A 12832-nucleotide genomic window follows, 5' to 3' on the forward strand; every position below is an offset into this window, starting at 1 on the left:
CGGGCGCCCCTCGACACCTGACCGCGAGGGGCGCCCGCCCGACCCGTACCAGGCCGGAAGTGCGCTCCCTTCATGGCGGCGGCGCGCCCGCGTTCTGGCAGTATGTGGCATGTACTGCGATCTCCCGGGGGTGCCGTGCGCCACTACGGCACCGCTGCGCCGCGTCCGGCCGGTTCCCTTCGGTCGCACCGGCCCGGCCGCCGGCACCGACATCGTGAGGGGGGCCCGGTGAAGCGCGACGTGGGTCGGACCACCAGGGATCTCCGCCGGCACAACCGTACGTCCGTGCTGACGAAGCTCTATCTGCACGGCCCGGCCAGCCGCTTCGACCTGATGGGCGCCACCGGCCTCAGCTCCGCGACGGTCAGCAACGTCGTCACCGACCTCGTCGCGGACGGCCTGGTCGCCGAGGCGGGACTGCTGGACTCCGACGGCGGTCGGCCCCGCACCCTGCTGGAGGTCAGACCCGGCTACGCGCGGGTCGTCGGCGTGGACATCGGCGAGACGCACGTCCAGGTCGGCCTGTTCGACTGGACCCTCGACACCCTCGCCACCGCCACCTACCGGATGGACGAGGGCCGGCCCGAACCCGCCGTGCTCGCCGGGCTGGTGACCGCCGGCATCGAGGAGGTCACCGCCAAGGCCGGCGCCGACCCCGCCGCGCTCCTGGGCGTCGGCGTGGGAATCCCCGGCACGGTGCTGCCCGACGGCCTGGTGCACGCCCCCACCTTCGGCTGGTCCGGCGTGCCCTTCGACGCGCTGCTCCGCCCGCACGTCGCCGCGCCCCTGCACCTGGACAACTGCGCCCGCACCCTCGGCCAGGCCGAGATGTGGCGCGGCGCGGGCCGGGGCGCACAGCGGGCGATCGTCGCGCTGCTCGCGGTCGGCGTCGGCGCCGCGGTGGCCACCGGCTCGCCCGGCGGAGTCACCAGCACGACCAGCGAGTGGGGCCACACCGTGGTCGAGGCCGGCGGCGCGCCCTGCCGCTGCGGTTCGTACGGCTGCCTGGAGGCGTACGTCGGCGCCGAGGCGATCCTGCGGCACTACCGGCAGATCCCCGGCGCGCCCGCGCCGGCGTCGACCGGCGTCGAGGAGCGGATCACCGACCTGGTCACCGAGGCGGCGCGGCCGGGGCCCGCCGCCGACACCGTGCGCTGGGCGGCCGAGTACCTGGGCATCGGCATCGCCAACCTCGTCAACCTGCTCAGCCCGGACCGGGTGATCCTCTCCGGCTGGCTCAGCATGGCCCTCGGTCCCGCGATGCTCCCCGCCGTCCACGACGCGATGCGCCGCCACAGCCTCGACTACATGGCCGCCGGCACCCGACTCGAACTCGGGCGGCTCGGCCAGGAGGCGGTCGCCCTCGGCGCGGCGACGCTGCCCGTCCACGAACTGCTCACGGACGGCGGGCGATAGGCAGGGTCCCTCGCGGCCGCGCCGTGCGCCCGCGAGGGGAACCCTCCGGCGCCCCGGGCCCCTCCTGCCGTAGCCGTAGCCGTAGCCGTAGCCGTAGCCGTAGCCGTAGCCGTAGCCGCCCGGCCGGGCCGCCGCGTCCGGCCCCCGAGGGCCCGCGGGGCCGGTGAGGACGGCCGACCGCGAGCGGAACGCCGGGGCCCGCTTCGAGGCCGGCGGTCCGCACCCGCGCGGGCGGCAGGCGGTTGGCGGTGGGCGGCCACCTGGCCGTACCGCCCCGCCATCCGCCATCATCGAAGTGATGAGCACACGAGTGGACCTGGAACCGGCCGCGGAGAGGGTGGCCCAGTGCGCGGCCCAGTGGACCGCCGACGGGCTGTGGACCGCGTCGACACTGCTCGGACCCGAACCCGCCGCACCGGGCGGCGACGGCGAGCCGCCCGCGGAGCACCTGGTGGTCGAGGTCACCGGGCCGGACTGGAAGGTCGGGCTCGTCGTGGACCTCAGCCCCGGCGGCCGGGTCCGGATCGGCTTCGTCTCGGAGACCGACGCGGTGTGGGAGCGCCGCCGGGTCCGCTCGCTGGACGCCTGGGACGCGATGCTGGAGCGCGCGGTCGGCCGGGCGTCCCGGATGCGACTGGAACACGGCCAGTTGGTGGCCCGCACCTGCACCACCGGCCGGCTGGACTGGGTGCACGGCAACCTGTGGGTGATGCCGGCCTGCCTGCTGCGGACCCGCAGCGGCTGGCTGGAGACGGTGGTGAACACCTACGCCACGGGTACGTCGGCCCGCAGGTCCGGCCACAGCGTCGGCTACGACCCGGCCGCCATCCTGTCCGCCCACCGGACCAACAAGATCATCCCGTTCCGGGACATCGTCCACGCCCGGCTGCGCCGCGGCATCGCCACCTCCAGTCTCACCGTGCAGATGGCCGACGGCACCCGGCACAAGCTGCGCTGGCGCTCCTCCGATCCGGCCCACCGCCTGCTGGCCGACCGGCTGCTGCCGGTCCTCGGTCCGCGGCTGACGATCTGAGGCCGCGACGGGCGGTCGCGGCGGTGCCCCTGGGCCGGGTGTGACGTTTTCACGGCGGTGGGCGCTGTGAGGTGTAGGACCGCGTCCTGGACCGACGGCTCCGGCGGCCCGGCGGACGACCCGGGGAGGCAGGTGGTGGACACGTCGGCGGAGCGGCCCGAACCCGCACCGGAGCGAGTCGAGCGGCTGCTGGAGGGTGCTGCCGCCGAGCCCGGCGCGCCCGCGGAGGCGCGGCTGGCCGCCGTGGTCCGGGCGCTCACCGACCCGGCCGCCCGCCGGCCCGGCGACCCGTTGCGGGAGGAGGCCGCGTTGGCGGCCTTCCGCGCGGCGCGGGCAGCGGCCGGGGCCCGGGCGTGCACCCGGGGCCCCGGGCGGGCCCGGCCCGGCTGGTCCGCGCGGGCGGTGCTCGGAAGCCTCGCGGCCATGTGCGCGTTCGGCCTGCTCACCGTCGTGACCTGCGCCGGGGCGCTGCCCACGCCGTTCCGGGACGGGGTGGTGCACAGCGGTCCGCCGACGCCGGTCCCCGACGACGGCCGTCCGGCCACCGGTACCGGCCGCACCGACACGCCAGGACCGGACGGCGGCGCGCGGCGCCGCACCCCGGAGCACGCCACGCCGTCATTCCCCGCACCCGCCACAAAGACCGCCACCGCGCGCCCGACCGCCGACCAGCGGACACCGTACGGCCGGTGCGCGCCCGCCGTGCGCCGGGGCGCGGCACCGGGCGTCCGGCGCACCGGGCAGCCGCGGGGGACAGAGCGGCCGCGGCGGGGCGGGCGGCCGCGGCGGGCCGCGACCGGCCCGGTGGAGCGCGCCGCCGCGCGGCCTCACCGGCCCCACCGGGGATCCGCGGCGGCGGCGCCCGGCCCCGCGCCGGAGCGCCGCGGCCGAGTCTCCGGGGGCTCCGTTCCGACGGGCACCCGTATGCCGCCGACCATGTGAAACGGCCTGGAAACCGCCGGCCGGAGCTCTCTCGCCGCGCGGCGATCCGGCACAGTGAACGGCATGCAGCCAGAGGTCCCCGCCCCGGACGATCCGCACCTGCGCCCCCTGCGCCGGCTGTTCCTCGTCGTCGTGACCGGCAGTCTCCTCTTCCTGGTCCCCTGGATCGCCTACCTCTCGGCGAGCCTGCCAGCCCGTCACGAGGTCGACCAGTGGCGCCTGGCCTGAGTCGGTTTCGACGCCGCCCTGATCGCCGCGAACGGCGTCACCGCGCTGAGCGCGTGGCGGCGGCTGCGGATCTTCGTGCCGTCCGCGGTGGCGACCGCCACCCTGCTGTGCTGCGACGCCTGGTTCGACATCGTGCTGGACTGGAACGGCGGCGCCCCGACCGGATCGGTGCTCACCGCCGCGTTCGCCGAGCTCCCGCTCGCCGCGCTGCTGCTGTACGCGGCCGGGAAGACGGTCCGGCTGACCGTGGCCATCGCCTGGCGCCGCGCGGGACGGACCGGCCCGGTGCCGCCGCTGTCCCGGCTGTCGCTGACCGCCTTCACCGTGGAGGAGGAGCGGCGCCCCCGAGCGGACCCGCGGCCGCGCCGCGGCTGACTCCGGCCCCGTCTCCGCCCCCGTCTCCGCCCCCGTCTCCGCCCCCGTCTCCGCCCCCGTCTCCGCCGGCAGCCGGACCGCCCGCCACCGACCGGAAGATACGGCGCCGGGCCGGTCGCCCGGATCCACCGGGCCGTCCGACCACCGGGCCGTCCGACCACCCGGGCCGGTGGGCTCCTGGACGGGCCCCGCGCGGGCTACTGGCCGCCCGCCCGCTCGTACGGGATCTTCTCGCCCGCCTCGACCGCGACCGGGAGCCTGTTCCCGGCCGGGGGGAGCGGGCAGGTGGCGAGGTCGGTGTAGGCGCAGGGCAGGTTGGACGCGCGGTTGAAGTCGACGACCACGGTGCCCTCCGCGTCGGGGGTGCCGACGGACAGCGACCGGTTGGCCGCGTACGTCGTCACGCCGGAGGTGGCGTCGGTGAACAGCACGAGCAGACTGCCGGGGGCGTGGCCGTTGAAGGCGGTCAGCCGGTAGGTGGCGCCGTCCAGGTCGAACTCCACCTGGCCCGGGGCGTCGTAGACGTGCTGGAGCCCCTCGACGGCCGCGCCGACCGTCACCGGCCGCGGCACGTCGAACGGCACGAAGCGGCCGGTGCGGGCCCAGCGCGGGTCGGGCTCGTACGCGGGGGTGGCGGAGAAGCCGACCCGCAGTCCGTTCTCCGGGTGGCGGGGGCGCAGGATGTCGTGGCCGCCGCGCTTGGCGATCTCGATCACCGCGTCCCCCGCCGCGGGGTACAGGCTCGCCCGCTCGGCGATCTCACCGAAACCGTGCCGGCCGCGCAGCGTCCGCCCGTCCAGGGTCAGCTCCTCGCCCTCGGCCAGCTCCACCACCACGCCCTCCTCGGTGGTGGACCAGGCACCGGGTGCGTCGGGGAAACGGGTAGGAGTGGCGTCGAGCCAGTTCAGGCTGGTGATGGCGAGGAAGCCGTGCGGGTCGCCCAGCACGCGCTCGCGCCCGGCCTGCCACTCCTGCCACTGCTGGACGAAGTCCGCCCGGTCGAGTTCCTGGGTCTGCGCGGTCATGTCGACTACTCCTTCGGAGGGTGGGCCCGGTCGGCGGCCTCTTCGAGACGCCGGAAACGGCTGGCGTGGAAGACCAGGGGCGCGACGGCGTGGTCGGCGCCCAGTTCGTGGATCCGCAGCAGCACGATGTCGTGGTCGCCGGCCCGTATGTGCTGCTCGACGGCGCAGTCGAACCAGGCGCTGGCGCCGGCCAGCAGTACCGCGCCGTCGTCGGTGGCGTGCCAGTCCAGGCCCGCGAACCGGTCGCCGCCGCGGCCCGCGAGCTGCGCGCAGGCGCGCTCCTGGTGGGCGCCGAGCACACTGACGCCGAGCCGGGCGCGGTCCCTGAGCACCGGCCAGGTGGTCGAGGTGTGCGCCACGCAGACGGACACCAGCGGCGGGTCGAGGGACACCGAGGTGAAGGAGTTGGCGGCCAGGCCCACGGGCACCCCGTCGACCAGCGCGGCGACAGCGGTGACACCGGTCGGGAAGGTCCCGAACACCCGCCGCAACTCCGCCGGCTCCAGCGTACGCCCGTCCGCCCGGACGCCCTGGCCGTCCCCCGGACCGTGCGTCTGCGGCTTCGGCGGCCGACCCGCCGGCCGTAGGCCGAGGCGTTCGTGGCGGTCTTCCCTGTGCTGCGCTCGGGCCGCGGTCATCGCTTGCTCCACTCCTTGGCCTGCGGCTGGTACGAACGCACCCGGTCGGCGTGCTCGTCGGTGCTGGTGGTGACGGTGGGGGCGGCTGCCGCCGGAGCGCCGGCCGCCCTGAGACCCAGGTGGTCCCGGAGGGTGTCGCCCGTGTACTCGGTGCGGAAGACGCCGCGTTCCTGGAGCAGCGGGACGACGGTGTCGGCGAACTCGTCGAGCCCGCCGGGCGTCAGGTGCGGCGCGAGGATGAAGCCGTCACCCGCGTCGGCCTGCACGAACTCGTCGAGGGTTCGTGCCACCTGCTCCGGGGTGCCGACGTAGACCTGCCGCCTGGTCAGCTCGACGACTAGTTCCCGGATCGAGAGCTTCTTCTCCTCGGCCAGCGCCCGCCACTGCGCCGCGATCGGCAGCGGGTCGCGCTTGCCCACGCCGGCCCGGCCCCGCGCGATGGTGTTCTCGCCGACCAGCGGATCGACCGCGGGCAGCGGCCCGTCGGGGTCGTACGCGCTCAGGTCGCGGTTCCACAGCTGCTCCAGGAACTTGATCGCGGTCTGCCCGCTGACCTGCTGGTGCCGGACCACATCCGCCCTCTCGTGCGCCTCCGCCTCGGTGTCGCCCAGGACGAAGGTGATGCCCGGCAGTACCAGCAGCTCCTCGGGGGAGCGCCCGTACTTCGCCAGCCGGCCCTTGACGTCGGCGTAGAACGCCTTTCCCGCCTCCAGGGTGCCGTGCCGGGTGAAGATGACGTCCGCAGCCGACGCCGCGAACTCCCGGCCCTGCTCGGAGTCGCCGGCCTGGAAGACCACCGGGCGGCCCTGCGGGCTGCGCGGCACGTTGAAGTGGCCGGAGACGTCGAAGTGGTCGGCGTGATGGTCGAAGCGCCCGGGACCCGGCGCGGCCAGGAACCGGCCGGACTCCTTGTCGGCGATGATCTCGTCACCGCGCCAGGAGTCGAACAGCTTCCACGTCGCCTCCAGGAACTGCCGGGCCCGCTCGTAGCGGTCGTCCTGGGCGAGGAAGCCGCCGCGGCGGAAGTTCTCGCCGGTGAAGGCGTCCCAGGAGGTGACGACGTTCCAGGCGGCGCGTCCGGCCGACAGGTGGTCCAGGGAGGCGAACTGGCGGGCCACCTCGTACGGTTCGTTGAAGGTGGAGTTGATCGTCCCGGCCAGTCCCAGCCGGTCGGTGACGGCGGCCAGCGCGGCGAGGACGGTGAAGGTGTCGGGGCGTCCCACCACGTCCAGGTCGTAGATCTCGCCGCCCTGCTCGCGCAGCCGCAGGCCCTCGGCCAGGAACAGGAAGTCGAACCTGGCCCGCTCGGCGGTACGGGCCAGGTGCGCGAAGGAGCTGAACTCGATCTGGCTGCCGGCCGCCGGGTCGCTCCACACCGTGGTGTTGTTGACGCCGGGGAAGTGGGCCGCGAGGTGGATCTGCTTGCGGGGTCTGCTCATGCGGGCGGGCCTCCTTGGGGCTTCGCGCGGGGCGCTCGGGCCGCGGCGTGGCAGTGGGCGGGGCAGGGCGGGGCGGTCGAAGTGGCCCGCGCGGGTGCCGGCCTCACCGTCGGCGCCGGGGGTCCGGTGCCGCGTCCGGCGGGCCGAGCGGGTCGGGGTCGGGGTTCCGGCCGCCCCCGACCGGCGGGGGCTAGGAGCGCCGAAGGCAGCGGGGAAGCGGCGCGGGCGGGGATGCGGTGGGCCGCAGGGCGGCCGTCGGCTGACCCGGACACAGCGCGCCGGCGACGCGCTGGAGGTCGATGTGACGCCGTGAGTACATGGCAACGGTGGTCATGAACCGCCCAGGGTTTTCCCGCACCACGTCACCTCCGCCTCGATCGGCTCGCACCCGCTCGAGCCCGCGCTTGCGGAGCCGTCTTCGGTCCCGCCCGGTCGTCACCTGGAGCACCCCGCCGCGGAGGAGGGTTGCCGTTCAGCGAGCCAGGGCTTGTCGCTGACACTCATGACCTGCCAGCACCGTAACTCCGCGACGCCGCCGGACACAATCCCCCACCGGCCGAACACCGGCCGCCCCACGACCGTTTCCCCGGTGCGGCGGCCGGTACGCGTGCCCCGGGGGGCCCGGACAGTGACGTTCGTCGCTCCCGCGGGGATTGTCCGAAAGTCGCCGGGCGGTTAACGTGACCCCTGGTTACGAGCGTCAGCGCGCAGCCCTGGCTGGCTGACCAGCAACCCTCCTCCGCGGCGGGGTGCTCCAGGTGACGACCCGACGGGACACGGACGTCCCGTAAGCGCGGTGCCCCCAAGGGCCCGACGGGACCGAGGGGAACGAGGGGACGGACATGGACATACGGCACTGCCGGCACGCGGCACGCCCGCGTGGTGCGTTCCCGGTCCTTGTGGTCCGCCGCCATGTCGACCTGCTGCGGGTCAGCAGCGCCCTGTGTCCGGGTACCGAGACGTCCCCGGGCCCGCTGACCGTCTGAGGACCCGCCCGCGACCGGCCCGGTTTGGTCCGGTCCGGTCCCGGCGCTCCGGCTCCGTACCGCTCCCGTTCCTTCCCGCCCGCCGTCGCCGCGCGGCCGGCCGGGGCCCGCTCCGGCGGCCCCTCGTGGTGCTGCGGGCAGTCGCGCGACCGGATCCCCGCCCGGCCGCCCCCCTTTTCTCTTCTCTTCCCCCGTCCCGGTGCCCGCCACGTCCCGCACCGGGACCGACCACCGTGCGAGAGGCAATCCCGTGACCACCGAAAGACGCTCCAGCCGCCGCGTACCGCGCCTGGCCGCGGCCACCGCCGCGGCAGCCGTGGGACTGACCCTGCTGGTCGCCTGCGGCAGCTCCTCCGACGACTCCGGCTCGGCCGCGCCCTCCGGTACCGGCGCCACGACCGCCGCCGCCCCGGCCACGTCGGCCGCCTCCACCGCCATCCCGGACCAGGACGTCGTCTCCGCCGTCGCCACCGACCCGACGCTGAACGCGGAGCTGCCCGCCAAGATCCGCGCCGCCGGCAAGCTGACCCTCGGCACCACCCAGACGCCCGGCGTCTCCGGCCTGCCGCACGGCGGCGAGAACTCCGACGGCGACCCCATCGGCCTCGACGTCGACCTGCGCAACGCCGTCGCCAAGGTGCTCGGCGTCACCTGGAACGTGGAGTACGGCACCTTCCCCACGGTGATCCCCGGCGTCCAGAACGCCAAGTACGACGTCGGCCAGGACAACTTCGGCGTCACCAAGGCCCGCGAGGAGGTGGTCGACTTCGCGACCTACCTCAACGACGGCCAGTCCTTCCTGGGCGCCAAGGACGTACCGATCGACTCCGCCACGCAGCTCACCGACCTGTGCGGGCTGACGATCGCCACCAGCCCGGGGTCGACCTTCCAGCAGATCCTCACCGACGGCGCCTCCAAGTGCGCCGGGGTCGGCAAGAAGCCGTACAAGGTCCAGTACTTCACCGACAGCGCGCCGATCTTCCTCGGCCTGGCCAACGGCAAGGTGGACATCTACTTCGGCCCGACGCTCAGCCTGAAGTACGACGCGACCCACGTGCCGAACACCAAGTACCTCGGCCAGATCAGCACCACGCCGGTCGGGTTCGTCACCGCCAAGGGCTCGCCGATCGCCAAGGCACTGTCCGACGCGGTCAACAAGCTGATCGCGTCCGGCGACTACGCGAAGATCTTCGCCAAGTGGGACGTGGCCGGTACCGGCGTCACCGCCTCGCAGGTCAACCCGCCCGCCACCTTCTGACCGCCGCGGCGGCGTGACGCCGCGGGGGCGGCCGGCCCCCGCGGCGTCACCCGGCCGGCGGCCCGCCGCTACCCGCCGGCCCCGCCCGCCTCGATCCGGCGGACCGCGGTGTCCAGGGCGGCGTCCCGGGACGGGTAGACCTCGCACACCGGGTGGCCGTCCGGGGTACGGGTGTGGTCGATCTCCCACAGGCTCAGCTCGCCGCCGTCCAGCAGCAGGAAGGCGTGCTCGTACAGTGCCCAGGAGACCAGTCGGCCCCCGATCACCGAACTGCGCCGGGTGACGATGCTGATGTCGTGCGCGATGGCCGCGTGCAGCTGCAGCAGCACGTCCTCGCCGGGCGCGTTGGCGTTGCTGGCCCGGCGCAGCAGCCGCCGGGCGTGCTCGGGCGACCGGTTCTCGGTGTACGCGCGGCGGTAGGCCTCCCGGCCCGGGACCGGTGGTTCGTCGGCCGGGTCCGGTTCGCCGGGGACCGCCGGCCCGGCCGTCCCACCGGGCAACGGCCAGGGGTCCGACGGCAGTTCGGCCGGGCCGCCGGCGCCGCCGAAGGCTGTGTCCACCGCCCACTCGGCGAGCGCCATGTCGTCGCGGTCGGCGAACACCGCGTGCCGCACCCGGCCGTCGGGGCCGGTGTTGTGCTCCAGCTCCCACAGCACCAGGACCTCGCCGTCGGGCAGCAGGAAACTATGGCGGTACGTCCTGCGGTCCAGCCCGCGCGGCGGCCCCTTGGCGTGCCGGCAGGACTGGAGACCGCAGTAGTGCATCAACGCGAACCGCGCCTCAGCGAGTTGCCGCGCGATCCGGGTGCCGTTCTCGGCGCGGGCCAGTAACCGGGCCAGCTGCTCCCCCGGCCGACCGCCTGACCGTACGACTTCCGCCGTCTGTGCGGGCTCTGGGTCCATCCGGCCCTCCAGGCTCCGACGTCACCGACCCTGCTGGCGACTCAGGCTAGTGGCACCGTTGCCTTCCGTCCTCCCGAACGCCGGGATTTCAGGCGCGCGGAACCGCGACGCGCGCCCCCGCGGCCGGGCCGGACCAGGTCAGCCGATACCCGGGTCCGCGCCGGGGTGCCCCTCGGCGTCCCAGCGGCGCATCGCGCGCCGCAGCGAACGCGGTTCGGCGAAGCCCAGCCGGCTCGCGAGCTGGGCCGGACCGCCGCCCTCACGGCGCAGTCCGGCGGACTGCTCGCGCCGTACCGCGTCCACCTCGGCCCGCCAGGTGGTGCCGACCTCGCCCAAGCGGCGCTGCAGGGTCCGCTGGCTGATCGCCAGCCGGCCGGCCGCCGTCGCCAACGAGGGTCGGCCGCCCGGAAGTTGCGCGGCTATCACGTCCCGCAGGCCGGGTACCGCGGCCTCCGCCGCGAGCAGCGTCCGGGCGGCCGGGCGGGACGGCGGGCGCAGCGCGGCGGCGTTGCGGCGGATGATCGCGGCGAGCGAGGCGTCCGCGGTGACCAGCGGCACCGCGAGATCGCGGCGGTGGAGCGTCAGCGAGTCCGTGGCCGCGCCGAACTCGATCCGGGCCGAGCCGAAGGCGTCGGCGTAGCGGTGCAGCCCGTGCGGCGGCTTGTGGGTGAAGGTGATCCGGCTCGGGGACAGCGCGCTCGCGGTGGCGTGCCGCAGCAGCGAGGTGAACACCGCGAAGGAGAACTCGGCGACCACACCGCGCAGCCGCCGGTCGCCGTCCCGCACGCCGTAGTCGGCGGTCAGCTCGTCGGCGGACTCCTCGACGGTCATCACGGAGTTGGTGCTCAGTACGTGGATGCCGCCGATCACGTCGGCCAGGCCTGCGCCGACGGTGGGCGCGGTGCTGAAGAGGTAGTCGAACAGGTCGAGCCGCCCCGGCCGGTAGCGGGTGGCGGCCAGCAACCCGACGTCCGGCCGTCCGGTACGGGCCAGCACCGCGTCCCACAACCGGTAGGTGGACGACGAGGGGACGCGGGCGGCCTCCGGTCCGCGCAGGACCGCCGGCACCCCGGCGGCCCGCGCCAGCGCCTCGGCCTCCCGGGTCCCGCGGGAGGCCGCGGTGGCGATGAACCGCGGCAGGGCGACGCTCTCGGTGAGCGCGGCGGCCGGCGCGAAGGCGTCCGCGGCGCCGGCCGGCCCGGGAACGGGGGCCGGCAGGGCGGGCGTCGGCAGGGCGGCGGTCGGGTCTGCTGGCGGCACTCCTGCTCCCTCCGGCGATCGGCGGACAACAGCCCTCCCACGGGCCCCGGTGGTTCCGCGGCGGGCGTCCTCGCAGCCTACCCGCGGTATGGCGCGTTGGGTCCGCCGGCCGGCACGTTGCGTCCTCCTCTTCCGCGGCCCGCCGGTCCATGATGGCCGGACCGGTGCCCCAAGCACTGGGGATCCGCGCAGGGGGGAACGGATCCGGCGGGGGGAGGTCTGGTGCGGGCCCGCCACGGCCCGCACCAACCTCGCGCCTCCCGCGGTGACGCCCGGCCGCCCGTGCCGCCCGCGGCCTGCGGTGCCCGCGTCCGCGCCGCCGTCGCCGCCGGTGCGAGCACAGCGGGTCCGGAGAGCCGGCAGGCCCGGCCGTCACGTCTCCGGAACCGGCCAGTGCTCGCGCCCGGTGTTGATGATGCGCATCCGCAGCCCCGCCGTGTGGGCGACCCGCTCGCGCCGCGCGTCGTCGCCCGGGGCCACGTCGAGGAAGGCCGTCGCCGTCATCACCGTGTGGTCGACGTAGAGCTCCGCCAGCACCCGCACGTCGTCCGCCGGCCACCCGGCGGAGAGCGGCTGCCCGGCCAGGCCGACCGCCACCTCGTCGGCGAAGCGCCGCAGCTCGCCGGCGATCGCCTCGCGGACCGGCCGGACGCCGCCGAAGCGCTCCCGGGCGATGAAGCGGACGTGCGGCCGGTGCCGGTCCACGTACTCCGCGGTGATCGCCACCGTACGGTCGATGCGCGCGGCCGAGTCCGCCGAGCCGTCGGCCATCACCGCCCGGATGGCGGTGTGCAGGCTGCCCAGCGCCTCGCCGACCAGTGCGACGCCGAGGCCGGCCATGTCCGGGAAGTGCCGGTAGAAGGCGGCGGGGGAGACTCCGACCTCCCGGGTGAGCTCGCGCAGGCCCAGGCTGCTGAGGTTCTGGTGCTCCAGCAGCCGCAGTCCGGCGTCCAGCAGAGCCTGGCGGGTGTGCTGCTTCTGGGTCCGGCGGACCCCGGCGGACGTGTGACCCATGTCATTCAGTAAACAGCTGTTCTCCCGGTTTCTCCAGTTCCGGCCGGGGCTAGACTCAAGGAGTCAGTGAACAACTGTAAGCTGAAAATCCCGACTCCTCGGAGGTGCAGCGGACATGAGCCTCGTCGTCCTTCTGCTGGGCATGGGCATCCTGATGGGCGCCGCCGCCCACACCTCGCTCACCGCCTTCACCGTGGCGGCCGTCGCCATCGTGCTCTGGCTGGCCGGCTTCGCGGTCCGCGAACGCCTCGGCCGCCACCGCGGTTGACGCCTGACATCGGCCGGCGCCTGACATCGGCCATCCAGCCCCGGGCAC

15 protein-coding genes and 2 riboswitches are annotated in these 12832 nt (G+C 75.2%); of the genes, 8 read left to right on the plus strand and 7 right to left on the minus strand.

All coding sequences use genetic code 11. From position 1 onward, the window contains the following. Nucleotides 1-285 precede the first annotated feature (285 nt). The 5 genes from RLT57_RS28275 (at nucleotide 286) to RLT57_RS28295 (ending at nucleotide 3994) form a co-directional block, all read left to right on the plus strand. Entirely contained in the window at nucleotides 286-1416 is a 1131-nt protein-coding gene (locus RLT57_RS28275; RefSeq protein WP_311300077.1) for an ROK family transcriptional regulator, read from the plus strand. 298 nt (nucleotides 1417-1714) lie between these two features. Beyond that, complete coding sequence (locus RLT57_RS28280; RefSeq protein ID WP_311300078.1) at nucleotides 1715-2449, plus strand: hypothetical protein; 735 nt, start codon at nucleotides 1715-1717, stop codon at nucleotides 2447-2449. Nucleotides 2450-2515: 66 nt separating this feature from the next. Next, entirely contained in the window at nucleotides 2516-3391 is an 876-nt protein-coding gene (locus RLT57_RS28285; protein ID WP_311300079.1) for a hypothetical protein, read from the plus strand. 63 nt (nucleotides 3392-3454) lie between these two features. Beyond that, nucleotides 3455-3619, plus strand: a complete 165-nt coding sequence (locus RLT57_RS28290) for a hypothetical protein (protein WP_311300080.1) — start codon at nucleotides 3455-3457, stop codon at nucleotides 3617-3619. A 75-nt stretch (nucleotides 3620-3694) separates the two neighbouring features. Continuing rightward, a complete protein-coding gene (locus RLT57_RS28295) occupies nucleotides 3695-3994 on the plus strand; it encodes a hypothetical protein (RefSeq protein ID WP_311300081.1) in 300 nt (99 codons plus the stop codon). Between the two features lie 197 nt (nucleotides 3995-4191). Here the strand turns inward: RLT57_RS28295 and RLT57_RS28300 are convergent, their stop codons facing one another. The 4 genes from RLT57_RS28300 to RLT57_RS33580 form a co-directional block, all read right to left on the minus strand. Beyond that, nucleotides 4192-5019, minus strand: coding sequence for a DUF1684 domain-containing protein (locus RLT57_RS28300; protein WP_311300082.1), 828 nt, complete (start codon nucleotides 5017-5019; stop codon nucleotides 4192-4194). A 5-nt stretch (nucleotides 5020-5024) separates the two neighbouring features. Beyond that, the gene (locus tag RLT57_RS28305; protein ID WP_311300083.1) at nucleotides 5025-5657 is read right to left on the minus strand and encodes a flavin reductase family protein; all 633 of its coding nucleotides are present in this window, start codon (nucleotides 5655-5657) and stop codon (nucleotides 5025-5027) included. After that, nucleotides 5654-7096, minus strand: a complete 1443-nt coding sequence (locus RLT57_RS28310) for an NtaA/DmoA family FMN-dependent monooxygenase (RefSeq protein WP_311300084.1) — start codon at nucleotides 7094-7096, stop codon at nucleotides 5654-5656. Before RLT57_RS28310 ends, RLT57_RS28305 begins: the two co-directional genes overlap by 4 nt. A 190-nt stretch (nucleotides 7097-7286) precedes the next feature. After that, nucleotides 7287-7430, minus strand: coding sequence for a putative leader peptide (locus tag RLT57_RS33580; RefSeq protein ID WP_399129573.1), 144 nt, complete (start codon nucleotides 7428-7430; stop codon nucleotides 7287-7289). 61 nt (nucleotides 7431-7491) lie between these two features. Continuing rightward, a riboswitch (SAM riboswitch) is annotated at nucleotides 7492-7604 on the minus strand. A 181-nt stretch (nucleotides 7605-7785) separates the two neighbouring features. Next, a riboswitch (SAM riboswitch) is annotated at nucleotides 7786-7896 on the plus strand. 42 nt (nucleotides 7897-7938) lie between these two features. On the opposite strand from RLT57_RS33580, the gene RLT57_RS33585 reads away from it, so the two are divergent. Continuing rightward, nucleotides 7939-8082, plus strand: a complete 144-nt coding sequence (locus RLT57_RS33585) for a putative leader peptide (protein WP_399129575.1) — start codon at nucleotides 7939-7941, stop codon at nucleotides 8080-8082. Nucleotides 8083-8332: 250 nt separating this feature from the next. Continuing rightward, nucleotides 8333-9340 (plus strand): ABC transporter substrate-binding protein, encoded by a 1008-nt coding sequence (locus tag RLT57_RS28315; protein ID WP_311300085.1) that lies wholly within the window; start codon nucleotides 8333-8335, stop codon nucleotides 9338-9340. Between the two features lie 68 nt (nucleotides 9341-9408). Here the strand turns inward: RLT57_RS28315 and RLT57_RS28320 are convergent, their stop codons facing one another. The 3 genes from RLT57_RS28320 to RLT57_RS28330 all read right to left on the minus strand — a co-directional run bounded on the left by RLT57_RS28320 (nucleotide 9409) and on the right by RLT57_RS28330 (nucleotide 12516). Further along, the gene (locus tag RLT57_RS28320; RefSeq protein ID WP_311300086.1) at nucleotides 9409-10242 is read right to left on the minus strand and encodes a DUF6227 family protein; all 834 of its coding nucleotides are present in this window, start codon (nucleotides 10240-10242) and stop codon (nucleotides 9409-9411) included. Nucleotides 10243-10380: 138 nt separating this feature from the next. Continuing rightward, on the minus strand, nucleotides 10381-11502 hold the full coding sequence (locus tag RLT57_RS28325) for an AraC family transcriptional regulator (protein WP_311300087.1): 1122 nt from the start codon (nucleotides 11500-11502) through the stop codon (nucleotides 10381-10383). A gap of 372 nt (nucleotides 11503-11874) precedes the next feature. Beyond that, nucleotides 11875-12516 carry a TetR family transcriptional regulator gene (locus RLT57_RS28330; RefSeq protein WP_311300088.1) on the minus strand — a complete coding sequence of 214 codons (642 nt, stop codon included), beginning with the start codon at nucleotides 12514-12516 and terminating at the stop codon, nucleotides 11875-11877. A 115-nt stretch (nucleotides 12517-12631) separates the two neighbouring features. Between RLT57_RS28330 and RLT57_RS28335 the strand changes: the two genes are divergently transcribed. Continuing rightward, a complete protein-coding gene (locus tag RLT57_RS28335; protein ID WP_311300089.1) occupies nucleotides 12632-12784 on the plus strand; it encodes a hypothetical protein in 153 nt (50 codons plus the stop codon). The last annotated feature ends 48 nt before the right edge of the window (nucleotides 12785-12832 follow it).

It is taken from the genome of Streptomyces sp. ITFR-21 (genome assembly GCF_031844685.1).
In the GTDB taxonomy this organism is placed as follows: Bacteria; Actinomycetota; Actinomycetes; order Streptomycetales; family Streptomycetaceae; genus Actinacidiphila.

What these genes read in the sequence shown, in the direction of transcription:
- RLT57_RS28280 (WP_311300078.1), top strand. Translation starts at nt 1,715, where the DNA reads ATGAGCACACGAGTGGACCTGGAACCGGCCGCGGAGAGGGTGGCCCAG.
- RLT57_RS28290 (WP_311300080.1), top strand. Translation starts at nt 3,455, where the DNA reads ATGCAGCCAGAGGTCCCCGCCCCGGACGATCCGCACCTGCGCCCCCTG.
- RLT57_RS28300 (WP_311300082.1), bottom strand. Translation starts at nt 5,019, where the DNA reads ATGACCGCGCAGACCCAGGAACTCGACCGGGCGGACTTCGTCCAGCAG.
- RLT57_RS28305 (WP_311300083.1), bottom strand. Translation starts at nt 5,657, where the DNA reads ATGACCGCGGCCCGAGCGCAGCACAGGGAAGACCGCCACGAACGCCTC.
- RLT57_RS28310 (WP_311300084.1), bottom strand. Translation starts at nt 7,096, where the DNA reads ATGAGCAGACCCCGCAAGCAGATCCACCTCGCGGCCCACTTCCCCGGC.
- RLT57_RS33580 (WP_399129573.1), bottom strand. Translation starts at nt 7,430, where the DNA reads ATGACCACCGTTGCCATGTACTCACGGCGTCACATCGACCTCCAGCGC.
- RLT57_RS33585 (WP_399129575.1), top strand. Translation starts at nt 7,939, where the DNA reads ATGGACATACGGCACTGCCGGCACGCGGCACGCCCGCGTGGTGCGTTC.
- RLT57_RS28320 (WP_311300086.1), bottom strand. Translation starts at nt 10,242, where the DNA reads ATGGACCCAGAGCCCGCACAGACGGCGGAAGTCGTACGGTCAGGCGGT.
- RLT57_RS28330 (WP_311300088.1), bottom strand. Translation starts at nt 12,516, where the DNA reads ATGGGTCACACGTCCGCCGGGGTCCGCCGGACCCAGAAGCAGCACACC.
- RLT57_RS28335 (WP_311300089.1), top strand. Translation starts at nt 12,632, where the DNA reads ATGAGCCTCGTCGTCCTTCTGCTGGGCATGGGCATCCTGATGGGCGCC.